Annotated in this window: 18 protein-coding genes and 2 pseudogenes; 6 read left to right on the top strand and 14 right to left on the bottom strand. The window is 74.7% G+C overall.

The window, feature by feature from the left end:
- Positions 1 to 57: 57 nt before the first annotated feature.
- Together ACGFQC_RS12860 and ACGFQC_RS12855 are read right to left on the bottom strand one after the other, a co-directional pair.
- Positions 58 to 708 carry a DUF4232 domain-containing protein gene (locus ACGFQC_RS12860; RefSeq protein WP_393288217.1) on the bottom strand — a complete coding sequence of 217 codons (651 nt, stop codon included), beginning with the start codon at positions 706 to 708 and terminating at the stop codon, positions 58 to 60.
- A 246-nt stretch (positions 709 to 954) separates the two neighbouring features.
- Entirely contained in the window at positions 955 to 3321 is a 2367-nt protein-coding gene (locus ACGFQC_RS12855) for a SpoIIE family protein phosphatase (RefSeq protein ID WP_363088024.1), read from the bottom strand.
- Positions 3322 to 4059: 738 nt separating this feature from the next.
- Between ACGFQC_RS12855 and ACGFQC_RS12850 the strand changes: the two genes are divergently transcribed.
- The 4 genes from ACGFQC_RS12850 (at position 4060) to ACGFQC_RS12835 (ending at position 9230) form a co-directional block, all read left to right on the top strand.
- On the top strand, positions 4060 to 6300 hold the full coding sequence (locus ACGFQC_RS12850; RefSeq protein WP_363088025.1) for a glycoside hydrolase family 9 protein: 2241 nt from the start codon (positions 4060 to 4062) through the stop codon (positions 6298 to 6300).
- 176 nt (positions 6301 to 6476) lie between these two features.
- On the top strand, positions 6477 to 6722 hold the full coding sequence (locus ACGFQC_RS12845; protein WP_363088026.1) for a hypothetical protein: 246 nt from the start codon (positions 6477 to 6479) through the stop codon (positions 6720 to 6722).
- A 3-nt stretch (positions 6723 to 6725) separates the two neighbouring features.
- On the top strand, positions 6726 to 7103 hold the full coding sequence (locus ACGFQC_RS12840) for a toxin Doc (RefSeq protein ID WP_356565833.1): 378 nt from the start codon (positions 6726 to 6728) through the stop codon (positions 7101 to 7103).
- A gap of 480 nt (positions 7104 to 7583) precedes the next feature.
- Entirely contained in the window at positions 7584 to 9230 is a 1647-nt protein-coding gene (locus ACGFQC_RS12835) for an RICIN domain-containing protein (protein WP_363088027.1), read from the top strand.
- Positions 9231 to 9263: 33 nt separating this feature from the next.
- Here ACGFQC_RS12835 and ACGFQC_RS12830 read toward each other — a convergent pair.
- A pseudogene (locus tag ACGFQC_RS12830) lies at positions 9264 to 9699 on the bottom strand (alpha-hydroxy-acid oxidizing protein); the annotation flags it as partial.
- Between the two features lie 414 nt (positions 9700 to 10113).
- On the opposite strand from ACGFQC_RS12830, the gene ACGFQC_RS12825 reads away from it, so the two are divergent.
- Positions 10114 to 10545, top strand: a complete 432-nt coding sequence (locus tag ACGFQC_RS12825) for a protease inhibitor (protein WP_363088028.1) — start codon at positions 10114 to 10116, stop codon at positions 10543 to 10545.
- 171 nt (positions 10546 to 10716) lie between these two features.
- Here ACGFQC_RS12825 and ACGFQC_RS12820 read toward each other — a convergent pair whose 3' ends face one another.
- From ACGFQC_RS12820 to ACGFQC_RS12775, 10 genes and pseudogenes are all read right to left on the bottom strand, one after another.
- Positions 10717 to 10914 (bottom strand): CDGSH iron-sulfur domain-containing protein, encoded by a 198-nt coding sequence (locus ACGFQC_RS12820; RefSeq protein WP_363088029.1) that lies wholly within the window; start codon positions 10912 to 10914, stop codon positions 10717 to 10719.
- Complete coding sequence (locus ACGFQC_RS12815) at positions 10895 to 11524, bottom strand: HemK2/MTQ2 family protein methyltransferase (protein ID WP_363088030.1); 630 nt, start codon at positions 11522 to 11524, stop codon at positions 10895 to 10897. Before ACGFQC_RS12815 ends, ACGFQC_RS12820 begins: the two co-directional genes overlap by 20 nt.
- A 45-nt stretch (positions 11525 to 11569) precedes the next feature.
- On the bottom strand, positions 11570 to 12577 hold the full coding sequence (locus ACGFQC_RS12810; RefSeq protein ID WP_363088031.1) for an iron-containing redox enzyme family protein: 1008 nt from the start codon (positions 12575 to 12577) through the stop codon (positions 11570 to 11572).
- A gap of 553 nt (positions 12578 to 13130) precedes the next feature.
- On the bottom strand, positions 13131 to 13358 hold the full coding sequence (locus tag ACGFQC_RS12805) for a hypothetical protein (protein WP_363088032.1): 228 nt from the start codon (positions 13356 to 13358) through the stop codon (positions 13131 to 13133).
- A gap of 63 nt (positions 13359 to 13421) precedes the next feature.
- Entirely contained in the window at positions 13422 to 14432 is a 1011-nt protein-coding gene (locus tag ACGFQC_RS12800) for a Ppx/GppA family phosphatase (protein WP_363088033.1), read from the bottom strand.
- 134 nt (positions 14433 to 14566) lie between these two features.
- The gene (locus ACGFQC_RS12795) at positions 14567 to 17419 is read right to left on the bottom strand and encodes an NHLP bacteriocin export ABC transporter permease/ATPase subunit (RefSeq protein WP_363088034.1); all 2853 of its coding nucleotides are present in this window, start codon (positions 17417 to 17419) and stop codon (positions 14567 to 14569) included.
- Position 17420: 1 nt separating this feature from the next.
- Positions 17421 to 19640, bottom strand: coding sequence for an NHLP family bacteriocin export ABC transporter peptidase/permease/ATPase subunit (locus tag ACGFQC_RS12790; RefSeq protein WP_363088035.1), 2220 nt, complete (start codon positions 19638 to 19640; stop codon positions 17421 to 17423).
- Positions 19637 to 20443, bottom strand: a complete 807-nt coding sequence (locus ACGFQC_RS12785; protein WP_363088036.1) for an HlyD family efflux transporter periplasmic adaptor subunit — start codon at positions 20441 to 20443, stop codon at positions 19637 to 19639. The genes ACGFQC_RS12790 and ACGFQC_RS12785 overlap by 4 nt, the downstream gene beginning before the upstream one ends.
- 162 nt (positions 20444 to 20605) lie before the next feature.
- Complete coding sequence (locus ACGFQC_RS12780) at positions 20606 to 20821, bottom strand: type A2 lantipeptide (protein ID WP_363088037.1); 216 nt, start codon at positions 20819 to 20821, stop codon at positions 20606 to 20608.
- Between the two features lie 440 nt (positions 20822 to 21261).
- Positions 21262 to 21685, bottom strand: a pseudogene (locus ACGFQC_RS12775) (thioesterase).
- A gap of 188 nt (positions 21686 to 21873) precedes the next feature.
- On the opposite strand from ACGFQC_RS12775, the gene ACGFQC_RS12770 reads away from it, so the two are divergent.
- Positions 21874 to 23235: a S1 family peptidase gene (locus ACGFQC_RS12770; protein ID WP_363088038.1), complete on the top strand. Its 1362-nt coding sequence runs from the start codon at positions 21874 to 21876 to the stop codon at positions 23233 to 23235.
- A 178-nt stretch (positions 23236 to 23413) separates the two neighbouring features.
- On the opposite strand, the gene ACGFQC_RS12765 is transcribed toward ACGFQC_RS12770, so the two are convergent.
- Entirely contained in the window at positions 23414 to 25564 is a 2151-nt protein-coding gene (locus ACGFQC_RS12765) for a SpoIIE family protein phosphatase (protein ID WP_363088066.1), read from the bottom strand.
- Between the last annotated feature and the right edge of the window lie 160 nt (positions 25565 to 25724).

Here is a 25724-nt window from a genome sequence, read left to right as displayed (position 1 = left end):
TACGGTCGGCGGGAGCGCTTCCGGGCGGCGCGGTCGCGGACCGGTCCGGACGCCGGGTCAGGGGCCGGTGCCGGGCGCGAGCACGGTGAGCCGTACCGAGGACGCGTTGCCCGCCACGGGGACCTTCCCGCCCGTCCACGGCACCCGCAGCGGGTCCCGCTCGTCGGGCGGGGTCACCACGAGCGTCGTGGGAGTCGCCGCCTCGGCCCCGCTGACCTCCGGGTGGGAGAACGTCAGCCCCGCCCACGCGCTGCGGCCCGGCGCCAGCGTCACGGTGACCGGCCCGGGCCCCGGTTCCCGCCGGGGATCGGGTCCCAGCCGCCTGCCGGAGGCGTCCAGGAAGGCGACGCCGGGGTAGCCGCGCACGGTGCACGTCCGCCCGGAGGCGTTGGTGAGGACGACGGGGAAGTTCTCCTGCCCGGCCCCGGGGTCGTTGCGTCCGACGAAGGCGCGCAGCTGCGAGGTGTGGCAGCGACCGCCCGCGGCGGGCCGGGCGGGGGAGGACGCGGTGGAAGCGGCGGCCGGCGCCGTGGGCACCTGCGCTGACGTCACCGTCGACGAGGACGGAGGGGACGGAGGGGAAGCCGCCGATGACACCGGCGCCACCGACGACGAGGCAGCGGGTGGGGACGCGGAGCCCGTACCGTCCGCACCGCCTCCGCCGCAGGCGCTCAGCGACCCCAGCGCCGCCAGGGCGCCCGCCGCCAGAACGGCCGGACGCCGTCCTCGCCGCGACCGGCCCGCAGGGGACGGGCGTACCCGTGACGACCGGGCCGGGGACGGGCCCGCCGGGGACGGGCGTGCCGGGTCCGTGAACGACCGGTCCGTGTGCGCCAGAGCCGAATCCGCCATCGCTCCACCCTCCGATGCCGCGTCACCCCGCTCCGGGTGCCCGGGGCGAGTGCCCGCCGGGGCACAGCCGGCACGCCGCTCGTCCGCCGGCCCGTGACGCCCTCAGTCGTCCCCGAGCAGTCCCAGCTCCGCCCAGATCGTCTTGCCCTCCGCGTTGTGCCGGCTGCCCCACCGCTGGGTGAGCTGGGCCACCAGCAGCAGCCCCCGGCCCCCCTCGTCGAACGTCTTCGCCCGGCGCAGGTGCGGCGCGGTGTGGCTGGTGTCGGAGACCTCGCAGATCAGGGTGGCCGCATCGTGGATCAGCCGCAACCGGATGGGCTTGGCGCCGTACCGGATGGCGTTGGTGACCAGCTCGCTGACCACCAGCTCCGCCGTGAACGAGTGCTCGCTCAGTTCCCAGCGCCCGAGCTGCTCGACCACCTGCCTGCGGATCGGCGCGACGAGCGCGGGGTCCGCGGGGATGTCCCAGGTGGCGACCTGCGAGGAGGGCAGCCCGCGGGTGCGGGCGAGCAGCAGGGCCACGTCGTCGGAGGCCCCGCCCTGCGGCAGCAGGGCGTGCAGCACCCGGTCGCAGGTCTCGTCGAGGGAGTCCGAGTACGCGGCGAGTGCCTTGTTCAGCATCCGCAGACCGGTGTCCGCGTCCCGCTCGCGGGACTCGATCAGGCCGTCCGTGTAGAAGGCCAGCACGCTGCCCTCGGCCAGCTCCAGCTCGGCCGACTCGAAGGGCAGTCCGCCGATCCCCAGGGCGGGACCGGCGGGCAGTTCGACCCGGTGCGGCTCCCCGTCCGGTCGCAGCAGGACCGGCGGGGGGTGCCCGGCCCGGGCGAACGTGCAGCGCCGGGACACGGGGTCGTACACCGCGTAGAGGCAGCTCGCGCCCACTTCGCCGGGGTCGGCCTCGCCGCCGGCCTCCTCCGACAGCCGTACGACGAGGTCGTCGAGGTGGGTGAGCAGCTCGTCGGGGGCCAGGTCGATGTCGGCGAGCGTGCGCACGGCGGTCCGCAGCCGGCCCATCGTGGCGGAGGCCTGGATGCCCTGTCCGACCACGTCCCCGACGACCATGGCGACCCGCATCCCGGACAGCGGGATCACGTCGAACCAGTCGCCGCCCACCCCGGTGCGTGCGGCCGGCAGATAGCGGGACGCGGCGTCGACGGCGAGGGTGTCCGGCAAGGTGCGCGGGAGCAGGCTGCGCTGCAGGGTGAGGGCGGTGTCCCGCTCGCGGGAGTACCGGCGGGCGTTGTCGATGCAGACGGCGGCTCGTGCGGTGATCTCCTCGGCGAGCAGCACGTCGTCCGGGGTGAAGGGGTCCGGCCGCCGGTACCGGGTGAAGACCGCCACCCCGAGCGTCACGCCGCGGGCCTTCACCGGTACGGACATCGTGACGTGGACGCCGAAGTCGCGGACCCGTTCACCGCGCAGGACGTCCCGGGTCAGCCAGGCGTCGAGCCCGTCCCCGGAGACGACGACGGTGCGCCCCGCCGTCAGGGAGTCGGCCTGCGGCGATCCCGCCGGGTAGTCCTGGACCTCGCCGGGCTCGGCCACGGCTATCGGGCTGCCGGGATCGACCGAGTGGTGAGCGGCACGGCGCAGGCCCAGCGGAGCGGCGAACCGGGCCGGCGGATCCGCTTCCTCCCACGGGTCCAGCAGGTCGACGCTGACGAAGTCGGCGAGCGCGGGCACACAGACCCGGGCCAGCTCCTGAGCCGTCCGGGTGACGTCGAGGGTGCTGCCGATCCGCACACTCGCCTCGTTGACCAGTTGCAGCCGCTCGCGGGCGAGGTGGTTCTCGGTGAAGTCGTGCGCGGCCAGGCACACCCCGCGCACGCGGCCCGCCGCGTCGGTGACCGGCGCGAACCTGGCCAGCCAGGCGTGCGCGCGCTTCTCGCCACCGGTGCGCGTGTGGATCTCGACGTCCTTCGCCCGCCCGTCGGCGAGCACCCGGAGCATGTGCCCCTCCAGTTCCGCGCTCTGCGGCCGGCCGCCGATCTCGGAGGCCCTCAGACCCCTGACCCGCTCCTCGGGCAGCCCGATGACCTCGGCCATGGCGTCGTTGATCCGGACCAGCCGCAGCCGCTCGTCGTAGACGGCGACCGCGCACGGCGACTGCGTCAGCGCCGCCGTGGCCAGGGTGTCGTCGGGGGAGCGGGCGCCGGCACGGGGGAGCGGGGTCACGACGAGCCAGGTGGCCGGGGCGCCGTCGCGGGGCGGGCGGTGGTGGGCGAGCAGCCAGACCCGTACGGCCCGGCCGTCCCGATGGCGCAGGGTGAGCGTGCCGTCCCAACGGGGGGCGGCGGCCGCGGGGAGGTCCCCCTCGGCCAGCAGTTCACCGGCGTGCCGTCCCACGACCTCGGCCGGCTCCCAGCCCAACAGGGCTCGCGCACCCTCGTTCCATCCGACGACCGTGCTGGTGTCGTCGATGACCACCCGGGCCGTCGCGGCCTCGTCGAACGGGTACTCCGGGCTCATCGTCGCCACTCCATCGCGGGAACTCACAGTGAACGGGCGCGCCACGTCCGCTCCAGCCTAGGCCCTGTCGTCACCTTCCCGCCTGCCCCGCGACGTCGTGCACGCTCCCCCGGAGGGGGGAGGGGCCCTCACTCGCCGCACCGGACCCTGACCCGAGTACGTCCGGTACGAGGGTCAGGGCCCGGCACTCCCCCGGCCTTCGGCCGGGGACCCCCGGAGCACGTACCTGACGCCGCAGGGCCCGCCCGCCGGGCGGACGGCGGGAAGGTGACGGCAGGGCCTGGACCGTCCCGCTCAGGCGCGGTTCTTCGACCGGGGGAGACCGTCGGGTGGGCGGACGCCCCGGACGGGACGCCCCGGACGGGACGCCCCGGACGGGACGCCCCGGACGGGACGCCCCGGACGGGACGCCCCGGACCGGACGCTCCGAACCGGACTCCAGGACCGGACGCCGGTGATCGCCCAGGTGATCGCCTGCGAAGCCGTCCGCGGCACCCGGCCTCGGCCCGCCCCGACGAGCGGTCGTCCCGGGGAGGCTCGAGGGGCCGTCACCATCGGCACATGGGACAAGGAACCGGCCGGATCCGGGCGGGGCGGGTGGCCGTGCCGGCCAAACCGTCCCGTCCGGACCGTTGACGGGGCGTCACGACTGCAACAAACATGTCCTCCGACCGTCATTGGGAGCGCTCCCACCGTACTGCTGCCGAGCGTTCCCGCCCCTCCCGGAGGAGCCCGGACGTGAAACGACGCAGAACCACCCTGCTGTCCCTGGCGGCCCTGCTGGGCGCGGCCCTCACCGCGCTGCCCGTGCCGCAGGCCGGGGCCGAGGAGGTCGAGCAGATCAAGAACGGAACCTTCGACGCCGGCGCCGACGCGTGGTGGTCCAGCAACGTCACCGCCGCCCCGTCGGAGGGCCGGCTGTGCGCGGACGTGCCGGGCGGCACCGTCAACCGCTGGGACTCCGCCGTCGGGCAGAGCGGAATCACCCTGGTCGCGGGGGAGACCTACCGGTTCTCCTTCAAGGCCTCCGGCGTGCCCGAGGGGCACGTGGTGCGGGCGATCGTCGGCCAGGCCGTCGCGCCGTACGACACCTGGCAGGAGGCGAGCCCGGTGCTGGGCGAGACGGCCGGGTCGTACTCCTACACCTTCACCTCGCAGGTCGACTCCGCCGAGGGCCAGGTGGCCTTCCAGGTCGGCGGCAGCGCCGATCCGTGGCGGTTCTGCCTCGACGACGTGTCCCTGCTGGGCGGAGTGCCGCCGGAGGTGTACGAGCCGGACACCGGACCGCGGGTGCGCGTCAACCAGGTCGCCTACCTGCCCGCCGGCCCGAAGAACGCCACCCTCGTCACCGACGCCACCGAAAAGCTCCCCTGGCAGCTGAGGAACGCCGCCGGGGCGACCGTCGCACGCGGCTGGACCGTGCCGCGCGGCCTCGACGCCTCCTCCGGGCAGAACGTCCACTCCGTCGACTTCGGCGCCCACCGCACCCGCGGCACCGGCTTCACACTGGTCGTCGACGGCGAGACCAGCCACCCCTTCGACATCGGCACGGCCGCCTACGAACGGCTCCGCCTGGACGCCGTCAAGTACTACTACCCGCAGCGCAGCGGCATCGCGATCCGCGACGACCTGCGGCCCGGCTACGGCAGGGCCGCAGGTCACCTCGGCGTCGCCCCCAACCAGGGCGACACCTCCGTGCCCTGCCAGCCGGGCGTGTGCGACTACACGCTGGACGTCTCCGGCGGCTGGTACGACGCCGGCGACCACGGCAAGTACGTCGTGAACGGCGGCATCGCCACCTGGGAGCTGCTCAGCACCCACGAACGCGCCCTGACGGCCCGCACCGGCGACCCGGCGAAGCTCGGCGACGGCACCCTCGCGCTCCCCGAGAGCGGCAACAAGGTGCCGGACGTCCTCGACGAGGCCCGCTGGGAACTGGAGTTCCTGCTGAGGATGCAGGTGCCGGACGGCCGGCCGCTGGCCGGCATGGCACACCACAAGGTCCACGACGAGCAGTGGACCGGCCTGCCGCTGCTGCCGGCCGACGACCCGCAGAAGCGCGAACTGCACCCGCCCACCACCGCCGCGACCCTGAACCTGGCGGCGACCGCCGCCCAGGCGGCCCGCCTGTACAAGCCCTACGACAAGGTCTTCGCCGCCCGCGCGCTGACCGCCGCCCGCAAGGCCTGGGCGGCCGCCCTCGCCCACCCCGCCGTGTACGCCGACCCGGCCGACGGCACCGGCGGCGGCGCCTACAACGACGACGACGTCACCGACGAGTTCTACTGGGCGGCCGCGGAGCTGTACCTCACCACCGGTGAGCGGCAGTTCGCCGACCACGTCCTGAACTCCCCGGTGCACACGGCCGACATCTTCGTCCCCAGGGGCTTCGACTGGTCGAGGACCGCCGCCGCGGCCCGCCTCGACCTCGCGACCGTCCCCAGCCGCCTGCCCGGCCGCGACGCGGTGCGCCGCTCGGTCGTCAAGGGCGCGGACACCTACCTCGCGACGCTGCGCGGCCAGGCGTACGGGATGCCGTACGCGCCGGAGGACAACCGCTACGACTGGGGCTCCGCCCACCAGGTCCTCAACAACGCCGTGGTCATCGCCACCGCCTACGACATCACCGGCGCCTCGAAGTACCGCGACGGAGCGGTCCAGTCGATGGACAACATCCTCGGCCGCAACGCGCTGAACATCTCCTACGTCACCGGCTACGGCGACGTCGCCGCCCATCAGCAGCACAGCCGCTGGTACGCCCGCCAGCTCGACCCCAAGCTGCCGAGCCCTCCGGCCGGCACGCTCGCGGGCGGCCCGAACTCCAGCATCCAGGACCCCCTCGCCCAGGCGAAACTGGGCGGCTGCGTCGGGCAGTTCTGCTACATCGACGACATCCAGTCCTGGTCGACGAACGAGACGGCGATCAACTGGAACGCGGCCCTGGCCCGGATGGCCTCCTTCGTGGCCGACCAGGGGTAACAGGGGTAGCGGTCGGGGCGAGAAGCCGCCGACGGACCGTTCGTGGCCGAACGGTGTCCGAACCTGCCCGGAAATGACCGGTGGCAGGCTCGCTCGGGCACCGTTCGGTACCGTCTTCCCACTGGTTTGACCAGGGGATATTTACGAGTAAGTACCCGAGCGGTACCGTGAAGGACATGCCAGCCCTCAATGTGGAATTCAGCGATCGCGAGCTGGAGGACCTGCGGCAGATCGCCAAGGAACGCGGTACGTCGATGAAGGCGCTCGTCCGGGAGGCCGCCGCCGCCGACATAGCCAGGCACCGGGCGCTCCAGGAGGGGGCGGAGGCCTTCCGCAGGTTCTTCGCCACCCACGCCGACGAGTTCGCCGCGGCGTTCCCCGACGACGAGGCGCCCGTCAGGGGCGAGGGGCGGGTCGCCTGACCGATGACCCCAGTCATCCACATCGACGTGCCCTGGCTGCTCCAGCGCCACGAAGAGGTCCTCCCGGACCAGCCGACCATCAACGACTTCTCCGCGCTCGTCGCCGCCGTCGCCCGCCACCGGGTCGACCCGCCGCGGCTCGGCGTGGACTCCGACCCGGCCTGGCGGGCCGCCGCGCTGCTGCACACCCTCGCGCTGCTCAAGCCCCTGCCCTCGGCCAACGCCCGCTTCGCCAGCGCGACGGCGGTGGCCTACATGTTCGTCAGCGGCGTCGGCATCGACCCGCCCTACGGCGCCCTCGTCGACCTGACCCGCGACCTGATCGACGGCAAGACCGACGTCTACGGCGCGGCCGACCGGCTGCGTTCCTGGCAGATCTGAGGAGGGGGCCTTCTCGGGCCGCCGGCCGAGGGCGGGAGGAACGGGGCCGGCGGCCGTTTCGCGCGCGGAGGGCCGCCGTCCCGCGCGTGGCCTCCGAGGAAGGGCCGCTCCCGGTCCACTACGCGCCGCGCACGCCGGGAACGTGTGCACCGCACCGCCGTGTGCGCGCTTCACGCCGGGCGCGCGGTCGGACGGGACCAGGGAAGGCGCGACGGCGGGGGAGGGGAGAACCGAAGCCGGCGAAAGGGGGGCGGTGCACCGGGAGGGACGGAACTGGCGGAATCGGGGCGGAACGGGCGCCGCCTGTCGACATCTTTTCAACAGTGGCCGGGGACCTCCGGCGGCTTGTTGCGCGCTACTCGGTTGTGCGAAGGTGAGCCACTCGTGCGGGGGCCGGGGCCGGGTGCCCCGTGTTCGCCGGCGGAGGCGAACACGTGCTCCCGACGCGCCGGACAGGTACGTACCGAAGGAAGCCGCACCGTGCTCACCCCCCAGCCCCCTCGCCCGCCCTGCCCCCCGCCCGGCCCGGGACCCGGGGAGTCCGACGAGTCCCTCGCCGCGGGGACCCGCGGGGGGACGGACGGCGAAGTGGCCCAGTCCACCGCGGTGCTCATCGCGCGGCACTGGCAACCGGTGCACGACTACGCGGTGATCTGCCTCGCCTCGTCCACCGGCGTCGCCTCCATGGTCACCACCGCCGCCTTCCACCAGGTCCTCGACCGGCTGAAACTGGGCGAGCACGGCACCGCGCTGCGCCCCCGCCTCCTGCTCACCGTGCGCGACACCGTCCGCCGGTGGGCCGCCGACGAGGCACTCTCCGCAGCCCTGCCCGACCTCGGGAAGCCGGCCGGCGCCCGGGGGATGAAGGCCGCCACGTCCCTGACCCCCGAGAACCGGCTGCTCACGGAACGCGCCTTCGAGAGCCTGCCCCCGGTCGCCCGCTGCGTGCTCTGGCACACCGAGGTCGAGGCCGAGCGCGTCACCGTCGCCGCCGGTCTGCTCGGCATGGACACCGACACCGTGACCGCCGTCCACGAACAGGCCCGGGAGAAGCTGCGCGAGGGCTGCGTCCGCGCCCACCGGGACCTCGCGCCCGGCAAGGAGTGCCGGTTCTACAACCGCCTCCTCGACGTCCCCATAGGCCGCGGCGGCGACCTCCTGCCGGACGTCCGCCGGCACCTGGACGCCTGCCGCTACTGCCGTGCCGCGGCGGAACAACTCGGCCACTTCGAGGGCGACCTGGGGATCCTGCTCGCCGAGGCGGTCCTGGGTTGGGGAGCCCGCCGCTACGTCGAGTCCCGGCCCGGCCGCGCCGACCGGCGGCCCGTGAGCCCGCGCGGCTCCGCCCGGCACCGCGGCGGCCGCCCCCGCGGCACCCGCCGCGCCGCCGCCCTGTTCACCCGCACCCCCGCGTCCGGCCGCCGCGAACCCGGCGCCGGCCCGCGCTCCCCACGGGCCCTGTTCACGGGCGTGGGCCTCGCCGGGGCCGGTCTGCTCACCACCCTGCTCGCCGCCGGCCTGTGGACCGACGACGGCACCACCGGCCCGGCCGCCTCACCGGTCGGCGGCACGGCCTCCTCCGACACCGGTTCCCAGGCCGCCCCCACGGTTCCCCCGGGCCCCGACACCGCCCAACTCCCCGACGCCCCGCGGCAGACCCGGCTGCGCAACCTCGCCGCCGACCTGTGCCTGGACGTCCGGGGCGAGGCGAGGGCGGGCGCCGCCCTGGAGCTGGCGGACTGCGCGAACGACCGGTCCCAGCAGTGGTCGTACGAGGAGGACGGGCAGCTGCGCAGCCTGGCCGAGCCGCAGCTGTGCGTGGACTCCCACGCGGATGCCGGCGTCGTCATCCTGGAGGCGTGCACGGGCGCCGACGCCCCGCGCGCCGACGACGTCCGCTACGACCTCACGCCGCGGGGGGAGTTGCTGCCCCGCTGGAGCGACTCCCTCGCCCTCGCCCCGGCCGGCACGGACCCCGGTGCGGACGTGGTCGTCAAGGTCCGCGACCGCTCCGACGGACAGCGCTGGCAGACCGACGCGGTCCCCGCCGCCACCGGCTCGCTGTCGATCACCGGCACCGAGCCGCCCGCGGCGCGGCCCGTCGAACTGCCGGACGGCACCGCCTGACCGACGTGCCCGCCGGGCCCTCGGCCGTCACCCGGCGTCCCCCGTCGCGGCCGCGACCTCCTGTCGTCGGCGTGCTCGACGCCGACGACAGGAGGAACGGCACGCCCTGCGCGGCGGCGGCCCGCGCCACCGCCGGTTCGGCCTCCGGATGCGCGATCGACAGCACACCCACCGGCGCCAGGGCCACCGGCGCGGGCGGCGAGCGGCCCGGCACCTCCACCGACAGATCGCGCTCGGCCACGTCCCGCAGCACCCGCGGCACGATCCGACGGCGCTCCAGGGCCGCCCGGTTGGCGCGGGCGGTGCTGCCGTCACCCGCGCAGCCCGCCACGTAGCCCACCGGTCCGGGACCGAGCCGCCGCTCGGTCAGCTCCTCCAGCCGGCCCAGGTCGGTGGGCAGCCGCGGCACCGCGCCCGTCATGCCGTTCAGAGGGATCCCGTACGGGAAGCCCGCCCAGTGCCTGGCCATCCGTACGCCCCGCCCCTCGCCGTCGAGCCGCGCTCCACGGCGACCGTACCGGCCGGCAGGAGCCGGCAGGAGAGGAGCGGACGACGGCTCGGAAGCCGCCGGACAGGGCTCGGGGGCCGGCGTCCGCCGCCTCGTGGAGGAGGCGCGCCGGTTCACGTGGAATGTTTCCGGACGATTGACGAGCCTACGGAAACCGGACACTCCGGCCGGTGAAGGGATCATGAAGCGCTTGCCCGGGCGGTTGGAACGTTCGAACTCCGTTACTTCACGCCACTGATTCAATACGCAAGGTTACCGAAACCCGTGGGGTCGATGTGAGTTCCGGCGGCGGAGTCGGCAGACTCGCGCTCGCCGCGTTCGACACCGACCGAGCCGGACCGGCACACCCTCGAAACGAGCGGAAGGATGCACACAATGCGGAACACCGCGCGCTGGGCAGCGACCCTCGGCCTCACGGCCACCGCAGTCTGCGGACCCCTCACCGGGTCCGCGCTCGCCGCCCCGGCCGCCCCGGCCTCGCTCTACGCCCCGTCGGCCCTGGTGCTGACCCTCGGGCACGGAGAGAGCGCCGCCGCCGTCAGCCCGGCCCGTGCCGTCACCCTCACCTGTGCGCCGGGACCCTCCGGCAGCCACCCCGCCCCCGCCCTGGCCTGCGCGGAACTGCGGGCGACGGCAGGCGACCTCGAGGTGCTGGCCGACCCGGGTGACGCCTGGTGCACCAGGGAGTACGACCCGGTGGTCATCACCGTCGACGGCGTGTGGCAGGGCAAGCGCGTCTCCTACGAGCGCACCTTCTCCAACGAGTGCGTGAAGAACTCCTCCGGGAGTGTCCTCTTCGCGTTCTGAGACCGGGGTCGCGTGGCCCCGTGGGCAATGCGACGGCTCGTGACGTGGGGAGTGCGAGCCACTGACACGGACAACCACGGCGATCCCGAGACCAGGGGCCGGCCGGGCGGAGTGGGGCCGCCCGCCGGCCCCTGGCACATGGACGCGCGAAGTCCCGCGGAGCGGGCCGGGTCAGGCCCGGTCACGGTGACTCGTGTCGCACCACGGATAGCGGCGGCTGCGCCGGCACGTGCACAGGGCGACCCGGAAACGGTCGGAGACGACCGTGGAACCGTCCTCCAGTTCCACCTCGACGGGCCCTTCGACGAGCAGGGGCCCCTTGCGCTGCACACGGAGCCGGCACGGCCGGTCAGCGGGGGAGTTCGGCACGGACGACCACCAGTTCCTCGTTGTTCTCGTCACCGGACAGCAGGCCCCGCCGCCGCAGCCACTCCTCCCGGGAGCGCAGGACCGGCCCGAACGGAATACGCTGCCTCCGCGTCACGGACGCCTTCAGGTCCGCCGCGCGCAGGTGCCGGACGGTCCGCTCCGGATCGCTCAGCGCGGAGTGCACCAGCAGCAGCACCCCGCCCGGCCGCAGCAGCCCCGGCGCCTCGCGGCAGATCCGGTCCAGCACCAGCCGGCCGTCGCCGCCCGCGTCCCAGGCACGGGCCGGCCCGCGCGGCGCGCGGCCGCCGGTCGGAGCGGGTACGTACGGCGGATTGGCCAGGACCAGGTCGAAGGTCCGGCCGCGCACCGGTTCGAAGAGGTTGCCGCGCAGCACGCGCACCGGCAGTCCGGCCCGCCGCGCGTTCCAGCGGGCGGCGTACACCGCTCGCCGGGACACGTCGACGGCCGTCACACGGGTCCCGAGCCGCGCGGCCTCCAGGGCCAGTGCGCCGGAGCCGGTGCCGACGTCGAGGACGTCGGCACCCGGCGACAGGGGTTCTTCGGACAGCGCCCCGGCCAGCAGGTCGGTGTCCTCCTGAGGGGCGTACACGCCCGGAAGTACCAGCGGATTCACGGTCGTCGAGTACCCCGGCAATCAAGAAATACGAGCCATTTCGGAATACAGGGGCGTGCGCAGCGAGGAAAGGCCGGCACGCCAGGAGGCGAGCAGCCGTGCGGCCAGCCGGTCCTCCAGCAAGGTGGTGACGCCGACGCCGAACGCCACGTCGGCGGCGAGATGCGGCTCCTCTTCGAGCAGACCGCCGATCACGTCGTGCCGTACGACCTGCTCGTGCACCGCGTCGGCCTCGACGTGCTCGTCGTAGAAGTGCACGGCCGCCGGGCCGGCGTCCGCGCGGCGCATCGCCTCCGCGAGCCGCCGGGAACCCGGCGAGGAGGTGATCTCCACCGTCGCGAAGTGACCGACCAGCGCACCGCGCAGACCGCGGTGCAGGCCGAGCAGCGACATGACGTTGACCGTGGCCAGCGTCTCGGCGCACGCCGCGTCCAGGTAGCGGCCGTACGCGGTGTCCAGGCCGAGGTCCGTCATCAGCTCCGCGAACAGCCGCGCGTGCACCCGGTCGGGGTGGCCACCGCCGTACTCGTCGAACTCCACCGCCGCCATCCCCGCCTTGGCGCGCCCCCACAGCCTCGGCAGCACCCAGGCGTGCGGGTCGGCCTCCTTGAGGTGGTAGAGGGAACGCTGGGCCGCGTACTCGCGCAGTTGCCACAACTCGCCCTCGTCGCGCAGGAAGTGGGAGACACCGCTGCCGTCCACCGGCTCGACCAGCAGTTCCGCGAGCGCGTCCTCGACGCTGTCGTGAACCGGCGTGTCGGCGCGCAGGGCGGTCAGGAAGCGGTGCTCGAGCGCGGCGCGCAGCCGCAGCAGGCCGGGGTCCCACTCCAGGTCGGCGCTCACCCCGGCGAAGCCGCGGTAGTGCAGTTCGTAGCAGAGGTAGAGGGCCAGCTGGAGGTCGTCACCGTACGCGGGCACGCCCGCCACCGCCCCGGCGGGCGGCAGGGGGCCCGTGCCCAGCAGGTACTCCCGGACAGCCGCGGAGACGGGGCCGCGGGCGGCGGGCAGCCGTGGTTCTTCGTGTGCCATGGGCGCCGTGTACCCCCCTGGCCGCCGGTCACCCGCCGGAGCCGGGCGAGCCTGGAGGAGGGTTCGGCACCGCCGGCGCCCGGGTCCCGGAGCAGGCCTCGACCACCTCGACGACGAGCGGGGCCGGTACCGGTCGCACCGTACGGGGCGGGCGACGGCAGCCCACCCGGCCGAGGTCGCGCGGGCGCTCGCCGGGCGGCCCCTGGGGGCCTGCCCGGCTGAGCCGCCGCCGGGCCCGTCGACCGGGCCCGTCGACCGGGCCTGCCGGTCGAGTTGGTCGGGTGGGCCCCCGCAGGGTGGTGCCTTTCCGGTCGGGGTGCCGGGCCGGGCCCGTCGACCGGGCCCGTCGACCGGGCCTGCCGGTCGAGTTGGTCGGGTGGGTCCCCGCCGGGTGGTGCCTTTCCGGTCGGGGTGCCGGGCCGAGCACGTCGGCCGGGCCCGTCGACCGGAGCCGCTGGTCGAGTCGCCAGGCCGGTCCGGCAGGCCGGTCCACCGGGGCCGGGCCCCGGACCCGCCCCGGGGCGTCGTCCGGCGGCTTCGGCCGACGGCGCCGTCAGTCCCCGCGGGACTCCTCCTGGGCCCGGGTGTTCGGGGTGACGGCCTCGCCGGCCTCACCCCGGCCGCGGCGGCTCTCCCGCTCCTCGTCGGTGCGGCGCTCGGCCTCCTCTATCTCCCGCAGCACCTCCTCGAGCGTGGTCCGGGGCGGGTCCCGCCGGTCCTCGCCGGTGTCCCGTTCCTCAGGCTCGGGTCGGTCCCCGAGGTGCTCGGCGTCCTTCGACATGGACGGCTCCCTTCCTCTCGACGCCGGGTTCCGTGCTTCCACACGGAACCCGGCCGGTTCCGGTCAGTTCGTGGCGGCGGCCGCGACCCGCAAGGGCACCGGCTCCACGGGCGCCGACTCCTCCGAGAGCCGGATCACCTCCGCCCACCAGGACGAGCCGTCCTCGATGTGCCGCAGCATGATGCCCTCGCGGATCGCCCACGGGCAGACGGTGACCGTCCTGAGGCCGGTCAGCTTCATCGCCGTATGGCCGACCACCGCGCCGGCCAGGCTCTGCGCGGCGCGCGGCGCGGAGATGCCGGGCAGCTCGGCACGCGCCGCGACCGGCAGCCGCGCCAGCCGGACCACCGCCTCGCCCAGATCGGCGGAGTTCAGCGTGCGGGCGACGAACGGGCCGTGGCGGCCGGGCGGCGCCCCGCACAACCGGGCCAGCTGCTGGAACGTACGGGAGGTGACCACCGCGGTGCGCGGCCCCTCCCAGCGGATCCGGGCGGCCACGTCCCGGAGCTGGTGGCGGACCTTGCGGCGCAGCTCGCGCACCCGGTGCGGGGGCGGCGGGTCCTGGTCCGCGAAGAACTCGTGGGTCAGCCGTCCGGCCCCCAGCGGCAGCGACGCCACGAAGTCCGGCAGCCGGCCCCGCCCGAACGCCACCTCGAAGGAGCCGCCGCCGATGTCCATCAGCGCGAGCGGCCCCGCCCGCCAGCCCATCCAGCGCCGCGCCCCGAGGAACGTCAGCTCGGCCTCCACCTCGCCCGGCAGGGTGCACAGCGGGACACCACCGCGCGCGGTGACCGTGCGCAGCACCTCCCGCCGGTTCGGGGCGTTGCGCACCATGGCCGTCGCGAAGGCCAGCGGGCTCGTCGCGCCCCAGCGGGCCGCCGTACGGTTCGCGGCGGCGACCGCGTCGGCCAGGTTCTCGATCGCCTCGTCGGGTATGGGTTCGCCCGGCTTGACCCGTTCGGACAGCCGCAGCCGCCACTTCGCCGTGTGCACCGGCAGCGGCACGCCGTCCTGTGCGTCCGCCACCACCAGCCGCACGGTGGTGGATCCCACGTCCAGCACGCTGATTCTCATGGCCGGGCGAGTACCCGGCGGGGCCGCCCCCTACGTCGACCGCGGCAGCCGACTTCCTCACACGCACGCCGGGGCACCGGCAGAGCGCCGGGGACCGGGCGGCCCGGCGGCACACGGGACGCCGGGCCGCCGCCTCAGGCCAGCTGCCGCCGCACCAGCTCGCGCAGCCGGCCGCCGCTGTCCGCGAGCAGTTGGGACGGCGGACCCTGCTCGACGATCCTGCCGTCCTCCATGACCACGATCCGGTCGGCGTCCAGCACCGTCGACAGACGGTGGGCGATGACGACGCGGGTGGCGTCGAGCCCCCGGGTGCTGTCGATGACCGTGCGCTGGGTCTCGTTGTCCAGGGCGCTGGTCGCCTCGTCGAGGAAGAGGATCCGCGGGCGCCGGATCAGCGCCTGGGCGATCATCAGCCGCTGGCGCTGGCCGCCCGAGACCGAGCCGCTGCCCGAGACGATCGTGTGCAGCCCCATCGGCATCCGCTCGATGTCCTGCGCGAGTCCCGCCATCCGGGCCGCCGCCATCGCCTCCTCGGGCGTGTACGACCCGGTGCCGCAGATGACGTCGAGGATCGACCCGGTGAACGGCTGGGCGTGCTGGAGCACCACCCCGCACTGCCGGCGCACGGCCGACTGGTCGAGGGCCGCCAGGTCCTGCCCGTCGTACAGCACGCTGCCCGAGACCGGGCGGTCGAAGCCGATGAGCAGGCGCAGCAGGGTGGACTTGCCGCAGCCACTGGGGCCGACGATCGCCACGAACTCGCCCGGCCGCACCGCGAAGGACACGTCGTCCAGGACCAGGGGGCCGTCGTCGGAGTAGCGGAACGACAGCCGGCGGGCCTCCACCGCGCCGGACAGCGGACCCGGCCGGGCGCCGGTCGCCCGCACCTCCGGGGTGGCCTCCAGCACCGGCCGGATCTCCTCGAACAGCGGCAGCGCCGCCACCCCCGACACGAACGCGCCGGTCAGCGAGGTCACCGAGGTGAGGAACATCGTCATCGACGTGAGGAAGGTGAGGAAGTCCGCCGCCGACAGCGCGCCGCGCGCCGGACCGGCCAGCAGCACGAACATCAGCAGCGAGCACAGCGGCAGGTGGACCGCGCCGAGCACCGTGCTGAGGTTCTTGATCCGGCCGAGCCGCTGCTGGAGTTCGCGGCTGCGGGCGAACCCGTCGGCCCAGGCGGCGTAGGCGTAGTTCTCGGCGGCCGCGATCCGTAGCTTCGGCAGGCCCCGCAGGGTCTGGAACGCCTGGTTGTCCAGCTTGTTGGAGAGCGTGACCAGCCTGCGCTGCCAGCGCACCTGCCACAGCCCGAGCCCCAGGAACACGGCGGCGACGACGCCGAGCATGCCGATCGCGGCCAGTGCCAGCGGGACGCTGTACCAGAGCAGCAGGCCCAGGTTCACGGCGCCGACGGTGACGGACTGGACGACCGACGGGCCGAGGCCCGCCAGCAGCCTGCGGATCGCGCTGACGCCCATGGCCGCGCTCGCCAGCTCACCCGTGGAGCGCTCGGCGAAGAACCTCGTCGGCAGCCGCAGCAGCCGGTCCCACACGGCCGGCTGGAGCGTGGCCTCGATGCGGCCCTCCAGCCGCAGGATCGTCATGTTCTGCAGCAGCATGAACACCGCCGCGACCACGCCGCCGACCAGCACGGCGAGGCACGCCTGCTCGATCGGCCCCTGCTGCGCCCTCGGCACGTACTCGCCGAGCACCTTGCCGGTGGCGACGGGCACCAGCGCGCCGACCGCCACCGTGACGAGCCCGCTGAGCAGCAGGTTCGTCAGGTCGCGGCCGGTGCCCCGGATGCTGAACCGCAGCAGTCCCAGCGGACCGAGCCGCCGCTCGGGCAGCGGGCGGTAGAACATGACGGCCCGTGGTGCGAACCCGGCCGCGTCGGCCTTCTCCACCGGCGTCTCGCGGCCGGTCGAGGGGTGGACGGCGACGTAGCCGCCGCGCCGCCACAGCAGGGCGACCGGCGTCCCGGACAGCGCCCGGTGGCCGACCAGAGGGCCGACGTCGTCGCGCCACCAGCGGCGGCCCAGCCGTACGGCGCGGGTGCGTACGCGGGAGGCCAGCGCGATCCGCTCGACCGGGTCGAGCCGGTCGTCGCCGGCGCCCGTCCGGGCCGGCTCCACCAGGGCGATGCCGGCCGCCCGCGCGACCAGCTCGCAGGCGGCGAACGTGGCGTCCGCGTCGGCGGCCGTCGCGCGCGGCCCCGCCTTCCGGCCGATCGACGCCAGCAGGGTCCGGTCGGCCTGCGCGCGCACCGCCTCACCGGCCTTGATGCCGGCGGCCGTGCGGGTCTCGTGGGTGTGCTCCAGTTGCTCGATCCAGCGGTCCAGGGCGGTCAGCAGGCGGTACTGCTGGTCGACCACGGACTGCCACAGGGCCGGGTCCATCAGCAGGTCGGCGGCGGCCTCCGCGCCGTACAGCGAGCCGTGCTGAACACTGCCGGGAGGCACCTGCATCCAGAACACGTCGTCGTCGTCCCGGGTGCCCGCACGCGCCCGCGCCGCGGTGCCCCCGTCCGCCGCGGGCCGCTCGGCGGCCGTCGGCGCCTGGAAGAGGACGGCCAGCCCGCGGCCGACGCCGAGGGCGAGGGCGTACTCCAGCGGGCTCGACGCGGGCGGTACGTGCGTGGGGTCGCCGTACTCGTCACAGGACCAGGTGCGGGTGCTCGCGGGCTGGTACAGCTCCCGCAGGGCGATGCGGTGGACCACGCACTCGCGCAGCGGGCGGGCCACCAGGGTGTGCCGGGGGCCGGCGACCGGCCCGGGCAGCAGTGCACCCGCCTCCAGCCGGCCCAGGTGGTGCCAGTGGCCCTGCTGCCCGGCGTCCACCGCGAACAGGTCCAGCGCGCCGGCGGCGACCAGCCACAGCACCTGCGGACCCTCCAGGTCGAGCCGGCCGGTCCCGGCGCAGTCCACCCGCGTGCCCGTCCGCCCCAACGCCGACAGGACGACATCGCCTTCGGGTACGACCGTCATCTCATCTCTCCCTGACCAGTGCCGCGTACACCCCGCCGCGCGCGAGGAGGTCCTCGTGCCGTCCGCGCTCCACGACCGTGCCGTGTTCGAGGACGACGATCTCGTCGCTGTCGCGGACCGTGCTGAGCCGGTGGGCGATCACCACGCAGGCGCAGCCGCGCCGGCGCAGGTTGTCCATGACGACCTGCTCGGTCTCCGCGTCCAGCGCGCTGGTCACCTCGTCCAGCACCAGGACGCTGGGTCGGCGCACCAACGCCCTCGCGATCTCCAGGCGTTGGCGCTGCCCGCCGGAGAAGTTGCGGCCGTCCTGCTCGACCCGGCCGTGGATGCCGCCGGGCCGCCGCACGACGACGTCGTACAGGGCGGCGTCCCGCAGCGCCTCCACCACCGCGTCGTCGGGGATCGAGGGGTCCCACAGCGCCACGTTGTCGCGGACCGTGCCCTCGAAGAGGAACACCTCCTGGTCGACGAAGGAGACCGAGGCGGCGAGCGCCCCGCGCGGGATGTCCTCCAGGCGCTGTCCGTCGATGCGGATCACGCCCTCCCACGGCGCGTACAGCCCCGAGATCAGCCGGGACACCGTCGACTTGCCGCTGCCCGAGCCGCCCACGAGCGCCACCTGCCGCCCCGGCCCGACACTCAGGTCGAAGCCGGTCAGCAGCGGCTCGTCCAGCGGGCTGTAACCGAAGCCGACGTTCTCCAGCTCGACCTGGCCGCGCAGCCGGCGGGTGGAGTCGCCGCCAAAGCGGCGGTCGTAGAGCGGGTCGGCCCGGAAGTTCTCCACGTCCTTCAGCCGGGCCACGTCCGCCGCGAAGTCCTGGATGCGTCCCGCGACGCCGTTGAGCCGGGTCAGGGGAGCGGTGAAGCGGGCGACCAGCGACTGGAAGGCGACCAGCAGGCCCACCGAGACGGCGCCCTCGATCGCCCGCATCCCGCCGATCCACAGGATCAGCGCGCTGTTGACGGTCGCGAGGGTCGGCGCGACCACGCCCAGCCAGGCGCTCGGCACGCCGAGCCGCTGCTGCTCCTCCAGCGTGGTGGCGTGCTGCCCGGCCCACTTGCGGAAGTAGCTGTCCTCACCGCCGGTCGCCTTCATGGTCTCGATCAACTGGAGCCCGGTGTAGGCCGTGTTGGTCAGTCGTGCGTTGTCCGCGCGCAGCTTCGCCGTACGGGTCGCGCGCAGCCGGATCACCACCCGCATGGCGACCAGGTTCAGCAGGGCCACGCCGACGCCGACGAACGTCAGCTGCGGGTCGTAGGTGTAGAGGAGGACCGCGTACAGGACGACGACCACCGCGTCCACGCCCGCCGACGCGAGGTCGCGGGCCAGGGTCTCGGCCACCGCGTCGTTCGACTGGAGGCGCTGCACCAGGTCGGCCGGGCTGCGCTGGGAGAAGAAGGTGACCGGCAGCCGCAGCAGATGGCGCAGGAAGCGGGCGCTGGACAGCGTCGAGGAGACGATCCGGCCGTGGTGCAGGTTGGCCTGCTGGAGCCAGGTCAGCGCGAGGGTGAGCAGCACGCACGCGCCCATGGACGCGAACAGCACCTCCAGCAGCGAGGTCTGACCGCCGATCAGGAACATGTCGATCCAGGTCCGGCTCAACGCCGGGACGGCCGCGCCCACGGCGACCAGCAGCAGACTCGCCAGCACAGCGGTCGGCAGGGTGCCCGCGGTGCCGCGCAGCCGGGCCGGCATCGCGCGCAGCACTCCCGGTCTGCGCCCGCCGCGCGCGAAGTCCCCGCCGGGCTCCAGCACCAGGACCACACCGGTGAAGCTGCCGTCGAAGTCCTCCATGGGTACGAACCGGCGGCCCTTGCCGGGGTCGTTGACGAAGGCCCCCCGGCGGCCGAAGCGCCGGCCCAGGCCCTCGAAGACGACGTAGTGGTTGAACTCCCAGAAGAGGATCGCGGGCGCCCGCACCTCGGCGAGGGCCGCCAGGTCCATCTGCATGCCCTTGGCGGTGAGGCCGTAACTCCGCGCCGCCTTCAGCAGGTTGCTCGCACGTGAGCCGTCCCGCGACACCCCGCACGCGATGCGCAGTTCCTCCAGCGGGACATGCCGGCCGTAGTGGCCGAGGACCATGGCGAGGGAGGCGGCACCGCACTCCACGGCCTCCATCTGGAGCACGGTGGGCGTGCGGACGGTCTTCACCCGGCTCGTGGGGAGCGAACGCCGGGGCGGCGCGGCCCGTCGCCTGCCGCGGGTGCCGGTCGCGGTCATGGGAGCAGCCAATCGAGGGGGCGCTGGTCGGCCAGCCTGATCGACGCCGTGGCCAGGGTCATGGAGGTGAGCGCGTACGGCGGCCCGTCCGCGGACGACCACCGGTAGCCGCTCGTCGTCGCGGAGGACACGTCGAGACGGACCAGGACCGCCACCGGGCGGCCCTCCTTCGTGAACTGCTCGCCCAGTTGGTCGTCGCCGAGGAAGGCGGCGATCCGCCGCGCCGACTGCGCCGCCCGGTCCACCGACTTCACGTGGCCGCGCAGCACGCCGTACCGCTGGGACGGCACGGTCTGCACGGTCAGGTCGACGGCCGCGTCCGCGGGGACGGAGCCCGCGTTCCGCGCCGGGACGTACACCGTGGCGTACAGCGGGGCGTCGGCGTCCGCGACCTTCTCCACGGCGGCGACGTTCGCGCCGGTCGCGACGATCTGCCCCAGGGCGGCGGCCAGCGCGGTGATCCGGCCCGCGGCGACCGTGCGCACCACGGTCTCGCCTTCGGCCGTCCGCACCCTCAGCACGGGGGAGCCGACGGGAAGCCGCTCGCCCTCCTTCGCGAGGACCGCGGTGACCTGGCCGGCGGCGGGGCTCTGCAGGATGTAGCTGCCCTCGCCGTGGGTGAGGACGGCGGGCGCGCTCACGGTGGAGGCGACCGAACCGGTCACCGCCCACACGGACGCGGCGGCCATGACGGCGACGGTCACCGACAGCACCAGCCACCCCTGGGGGCGGGCGAAGCGCACCGGCAGGTCGAGTTCCTCCGGCGACTGGAGCTTGGTGAGGGCCTGTTGGCGGAACTGCACGGGTCTTCCCTCAGGGTTTCACGGCACCGGCTCCGGGGGCGGTGCGCCGACTCGGGGGACGGCGCCGACTCGGGGGGCGGTGCGCCGACTCGGTCGCCACGGCACCGAAGAGCCCCGGAACCGGCTGACGGCTCCGGGACTCAAGGGGTCACGCGGCTGCGATCAGAGACCGGCGACCAGGTTGGTGACCGGGGCGGTGCTCAGGCCGGTCGTGCCCTCCACGGTGCCGACGACGGTGTCGACCAGGCCCGAGACGGGGGCGACGCCGTCCACCAGGCCGGTGACGGTGCCGACGGCGTTCACGGACAGGCCGCCGGAGACGTTGTCGAGGTCGGCGTCGGCGATCTCGGCGGTCTGGACCTGGGAGGTGGAGTTCATGGGGGAACTTCCCTTCGTATGGATATCTCACAAGGGGGGAGCGGCCCCCTCTGGGGACAGATGACGGCCGCGACCGCGGGCACCGAAGGCCCGTTCGCACAGACCCCGGCGGACCCGGCGGTGCGATGGATCAAAGCAGGTCCGCCGTCGGCGCATCCAATCAACCAGCGCTCTCACCAGGGCACTTGCGTCACAGCGGCGTCACAGCGTGCAGGTGTGGCCACGCCTTGTCGGCGGCTTCTTCACAGCCCCGGCCGAGATCGCTCCGACGAGTGGCGCACACCTTCGCGGCGAATCCGGCACACCCGGCCCAATGCCGCGACGGGACCCGCGGGGTTGTGCAGAAGCTCCGCGTCCCGTGACCCGCTTGGGCAGTCGGTGTGCAGATTCTCCGGAGCGGGGACTCCGCTCCCGGGCCCGCACGTTCCGTCAGCGTACGGTCACCTCCGGTGCCGTCCCGGGAGGGCGTGGGCGATGCTCGCCCGCACGGCCGGTTCACCGGACCGTCCGGCCGTCATGGTGACGTCCGCGAAGGCCGTCCGGCGGCCCGGCTTCGTGAGGACCGCCTGGATCAGGACGTCCGAACCGGCCACGGCGTACTGGAAGGGCGTCGGCCGCCGCACCGTCGCCATCGGCACGAAGGCCCCCGGGCCGCCGGGGCGGCGATCACCGTCACGGTGTCCGCGGCCGCCGTCCGCGACTGCCCCGACAGTCGCCGTCCTCCCGGGCCGACCCCGCCGACCAGGGCGGACACGGGGTCGCCCGGTCGTTTCCCCGCCCCGCCACGGACAGCCCCGGCGCGCGCACCCGGGGCGCGAAGCGGTCGGAAAGGATCCTGTCGGCTTCGGCGGTGGTCATCGCCATATGGTCGGTTGTTCCCCGGCCGGTGGCCCCGGACTCCGGGCGTGGCCGATTCACTGGTTCGCAAAGGAAGTTGGCAAACGGCGTTGAACGCACCACGCGCCCCCTGCGTACCCATCGGCAAGCAGGCGCCGCTGTACGGAGCTGCCGCCCCGGCAGCCGGACCCCGTCCCCCCAGGAGGTCGAGTTTCTTGAGTCACAAGCGAATTCCGAAGCGGAAGGCCGCGATAGCGCTGGGCGGTGTCGCGGCGCTCGGAGCGGCGGCACTCCTGCTTCCGCACGCCAACGCCTCCCAGGACGGCGGCGACACGGCCGCCGCGGCGCCGAAGACCCTGAAGGCCGCCGACGCCTCGGACCTCGCCTCCCAACTGGAGAACCTGCTCGGCGAGTCCTTCGCGGGCTCGTACTACGACACCGGCCGCAAGCAGCTCGTCGTGAACGTCGTCGACGTCTCCGGCGCCCGGAACGACGTCGTCGTCCAGGCCGAGAAGGCCGGCGCGGAGGTACGCGAGGTCGAGAACAGCACCGCCGAACTCGAGGCCGCCGCCAAGACCCTCAAGACCGACGCGACCATCCCGGGCACCGCCTGGGCGGTCGACCCGCGGACCAACAAGATCCTCGTCACCGCCGACTCCACGGTCACCGGCGGCAAGTGGGACCGGCTGGAGTCGACCGTCCGCGGCCTCGGCGACGCAACGGCCACCATCAGGAAGTCGGCCGGCACCTTCAAGACCTTCGCCTCGGGCGGCGACGCCATCTTCGCCGGCGGCGCGCGCTGCTCGCTCGGCTTCAACGTCACCGCGGGGGACGGCTCCCCGGCCTTCCTGACGGCCGGTCACTGCGGGGTCGCGGCCGAGGCCTGGTCCGACTCCGAGGCCGGTGAGCCCATCGCCACCGTCGACCAGGCCGTCTTCCCCGGAGACGGCGACTTCGCACTCGTGAAGTACGACGACCCGGCCACGGTCGCCCCGAGCGAGGTCGACCTCGGCGACCGGACGGTCCAGATCTCGCAGGCCGCCGACGCGACCGTCGGCACCCAGGTCTTCCGGATGGGCAGCACCACCGGTCTCGCCGACGGACAGGTCCTCGGCCTCGACGCCACCGTCAACTACCCCGAGGGCACTGTCACGGGCCTCATCCAGACCGACGTGTGCGCCGAGCCCGGCGACAGCGGCGGCTCGCTGTTCACCCAGGACGGCCTCGCGATCGGCCTGACCTCCGGAGGCAGCGGCGACTGCACGGCCGGCGGCGAGACCTTCTTCCAGCCGGTGACCACCGCCCTGGAAGCGGTCGGCGCGACCCTCGGCGACGGCGGGGCCGGCGCGGGGGTCGGTGCCGAGGACGGCGTCGGCGGCGAGGAGGCCGGCGCGGGTGCCGGTGCCGCTGACGGGGCCGGCGCGGGTGCCGGAGCCGGCGAGGAGGCCGGTCAGGAAGCGGGCGGTCAGGAAGCGGGCGACCAGGAGGCCGGCGGTGACGCCGGTGCCGACAACGGTGCCGAGGGCCACGACGGTGGCGGCGTCCAGGACGACTCCGGGCTGACCGAGACCCACTGACGCACCGCTCGACCCGCTCGCCCGGCAGCACCGTCCGGACGCTCCCACCGGTCCGGCCGGTGCCACGGTCCGGCCCTCCGGCAGGAGGGCCGGACCGTGGCGTCTCCCCGCCGCGAAAACCCCCTCGACGGCCCGTCGGCCACCGCCCGACCACCGCGAAAACCCTCCTGACGGTCCGTCAGTCTCCTTCGTGGACCGCCGCGCGCAGCAACAGCAGCGCCACGTCGTCGATCCGCTCCTCCGCCGCCGTGTCGTGCCCCACCAGTTCGTCGGCCAGCTCCTCCAGCGGCAGGTCGCCCGCCTCGCCCAGCCGCCGCCCCAGGCCGGCCACCGCGTCCTCGATGTCCACTCCCGGCGACTCGATCAGCCCGTCGGTGTAGAGGGCGAGCACGCAGCCGGGCGACATCTCGATCTCCGTGGTCGGGTAGGTCGCCTCCGGGTCGATGCCCAGCAGCGGGCCGCCCGCCAGGTCGAGGACCCGCACCCGCCCGTCCGGCCGCCGCAGCAGGGGCGGCGGATGCCCGGCCCGCGCCATCACCGCCCGACCGCGCGCCGGGTCGAGCCGCAGGTACAGGCAGCTCGCGAACAGGTCCGTGCCCAGGTCGATCATCAGCCGGTTGGTGCTGCGCATCACCTCGGCCGGTTCCTGGCCCACGGTGGTGTACGCCCGTACGGCCGTGCGCAGCTGACCCATCAGGCCCGCCGCCGTCACGTTGTGCCCCTGCACGTCCCCGATCACGGCCGCCGGCAGCGGCCGCGAGGGCACCAGGTCGTAGAAGTCGCCGCCGATCTCCATCCCGTGGGAGGCCGGCAGGTAGCGGGCGCTCGCCTCGATGCCGGGCAGGGACGGCAGCGAGTGCGGGAGCAGCGCCGCCTGGAGGCCGTGCGCGAGCCGGTGCTTGGCGTCGTACAGCAGGGCCCGGTCCAGGGCCTGCGCGATCAGCCCGGCCAGGCTGGTCAGGACCGCGCGTTCGTGCGTGGAGAAGTCGTGCGGTTCGGCGTAGGCCAGGACGCACACCCCCACCGGGCGGCCCGAGGCGATCAGCGGCAGATAGGCCCAGGCGGCGAAGCCGTCGGCGGCGAACTGCCGCGCGGGGTAGAGGTGCTCCACCTGGCTGCGGGAGCCGAAGAACGCGGGCACTCCGTGGGTGACCGCGTGCGTGCCGGGGGTGGGGGAGGCCAGCGGCATCCCGTCGAACCGCTCCACCACGTGCGGGTCCCGGTAGCCGTGGTGCCCGAGCACGTGCAGCCGGCCCGCCCGCGCGCCGAGCAGCGCCAGGGCCCCGCTGCCCACGGCCGGCGCGATCTCCTCGGCCACCAGCCGCACCACGTCCTGCACGCTCACCGTCTCGGTCAGCGCCCCGGCCAGGCTCAGCGCCTGCGACATCGACACCAGCGGGGGCGGGGTGTCGTCGCCGCGCACGGCCGCGGGCGGGGTCGTCACCGACACCGCCCGCGCCCGGACCACCCGCACGGTGGTCCCCGTGGCGCTGGGGTACAGCCGGAAGGACAGCCAGTCCGAGGGCGGGCGCAGTGCCACGAAGGAGGTGACGTGCCGGCTGATCAACGCGGCCCGGTAGCGCTCCTCGTACATCGGATCGGCCAGCCACGGCACCGACGCCCACAGCGTGGCGCCCAGCAGCTCGTCCACCGGGACGCCGAGCAGGTCGGCCGCGGCCGGGTTGGCGAACACCATCCGCCCGGTCGGATCCAGCGAGCAGAGCCCGTACGGCAGCCTGGCCACCAGCCGCGCCGCCTCCACCGTGCCCAGCGTGTCCGCGACCCCGGCCCGCCCCACGGCCGGCGGGTCGGCCTCGGCGCGCACCGGACGGTTCTCGGCGGCGGCCCGCTCCAGCCGCAGCGCCAGCCGCTCGCAGCCCGTCCGCAGCTCGTGCCGCTCCCGGTCGGACAGCTCCGGCGGGTGCGAGCCCGGCCAGGTCACGAAGACCGCGCCGTACACCTTCGAACCGGTCGCCAGCGGCAGCGCGGCCATCGCGAACGGGTACGGCAGGACCATGCCGACCCGCGGATAGGAGCGGGCCATCTCCTCCTCGCCGCCCACCCACACCAGCCGCCGCTCACGCACCGCGCGGGCCACCGGGATCCGCGCGCCGAGCCCCACCCGCTGCCAGGGCGCCACGAAGGACCGGGGCAGCCCGGCCATCACCGCCATCTCCAGCACCGGCTCGTCGTCCGGCAGCAGGTAGACCGCACCGGAGTGGGCCCCGACGGCGTCCATCATCGCCGTCAGCGGCGGCGCCAGCACCGCCCGCCCGACCGGATCCCCGGGCGCCCGGCCGGACCGCTGTCCCTCGGACACGGCGCCCACCTCCTCGCCCGGCCGTACGGTCCCGGGCAACCAAATCTGCCCCCTGCCGGCCGCGAGCGCACGGCGAGAGCGGCGGGGACGGTCGGGCGGCCGTACGCCGTGGCCCGGCACGAGGTCCACCGGCCCGGCCCGGCCCGCTCCGGGCAGGCGGGGCGGGGGA

Source organism: Streptomyces sp. NPDC048734 (assembly GCF_043198675.1).
GTDB lineage: Bacteria > Actinomycetota > Actinomycetes > Streptomycetales > Streptomycetaceae > Streptomyces.
Note: the sequence above shows the minus strand (reverse complement) of the source record. Positions and strands in the feature narration are given on the sequence as shown.

Coding starts and splice junctions, on each gene's coding strand:
- ACGFQC_RS12855 (WP_363088024.1), bottom strand. CDS start 3,321: ATGAGCCCGGAGTACCCGTTCGACGAGGCCGCGACGGCCCGGGTGGTC.
- ACGFQC_RS12795 (WP_363088034.1), bottom strand. CDS start 17,419: ATGACGGTCGTACCCGAAGGCGATGTCGTCCTGTCGGCGTTGGGGCGG.
- ACGFQC_RS12800 (WP_363088033.1), bottom strand. CDS start 14,432: ATGAGAATCAGCGTGCTGGACGTGGGATCCACCACCGTGCGGCTGGTG.
- ACGFQC_RS12840 (WP_356565833.1), top strand. CDS start 6,726: ATGACCCCAGTCATCCACATCGACGTGCCCTGGCTGCTCCAGCGCCAC.
- ACGFQC_RS12810 (WP_363088031.1), bottom strand. CDS start 12,577: ATGGCACACGAAGAACCACGGCTGCCCGCCGCCCGCGGCCCCGTCTCC.
- ACGFQC_RS12845 (WP_363088026.1), top strand. CDS start 6,477: ATGCCAGCCCTCAATGTGGAATTCAGCGATCGCGAGCTGGAGGACCTG.
- ACGFQC_RS12825 (WP_363088028.1), top strand. CDS start 10,114: ATGCGGAACACCGCGCGCTGGGCAGCGACCCTCGGCCTCACGGCCACC.
- ACGFQC_RS12780 (WP_363088037.1), bottom strand. CDS start 20,821: ATGAACTCCACCTCCCAGGTCCAGACCGCCGAGATCGCCGACGCCGAC.
- ACGFQC_RS12805 (WP_363088032.1), bottom strand. CDS start 13,358: ATGTCGAAGGACGCCGAGCACCTCGGGGACCGACCCGAGCCTGAGGAA.
- ACGFQC_RS12790 (WP_363088035.1), bottom strand. CDS start 19,640: ATGACCGCGACCGGCACCCGCGGCAGGCGACGGGCCGCGCCGCCCCGG.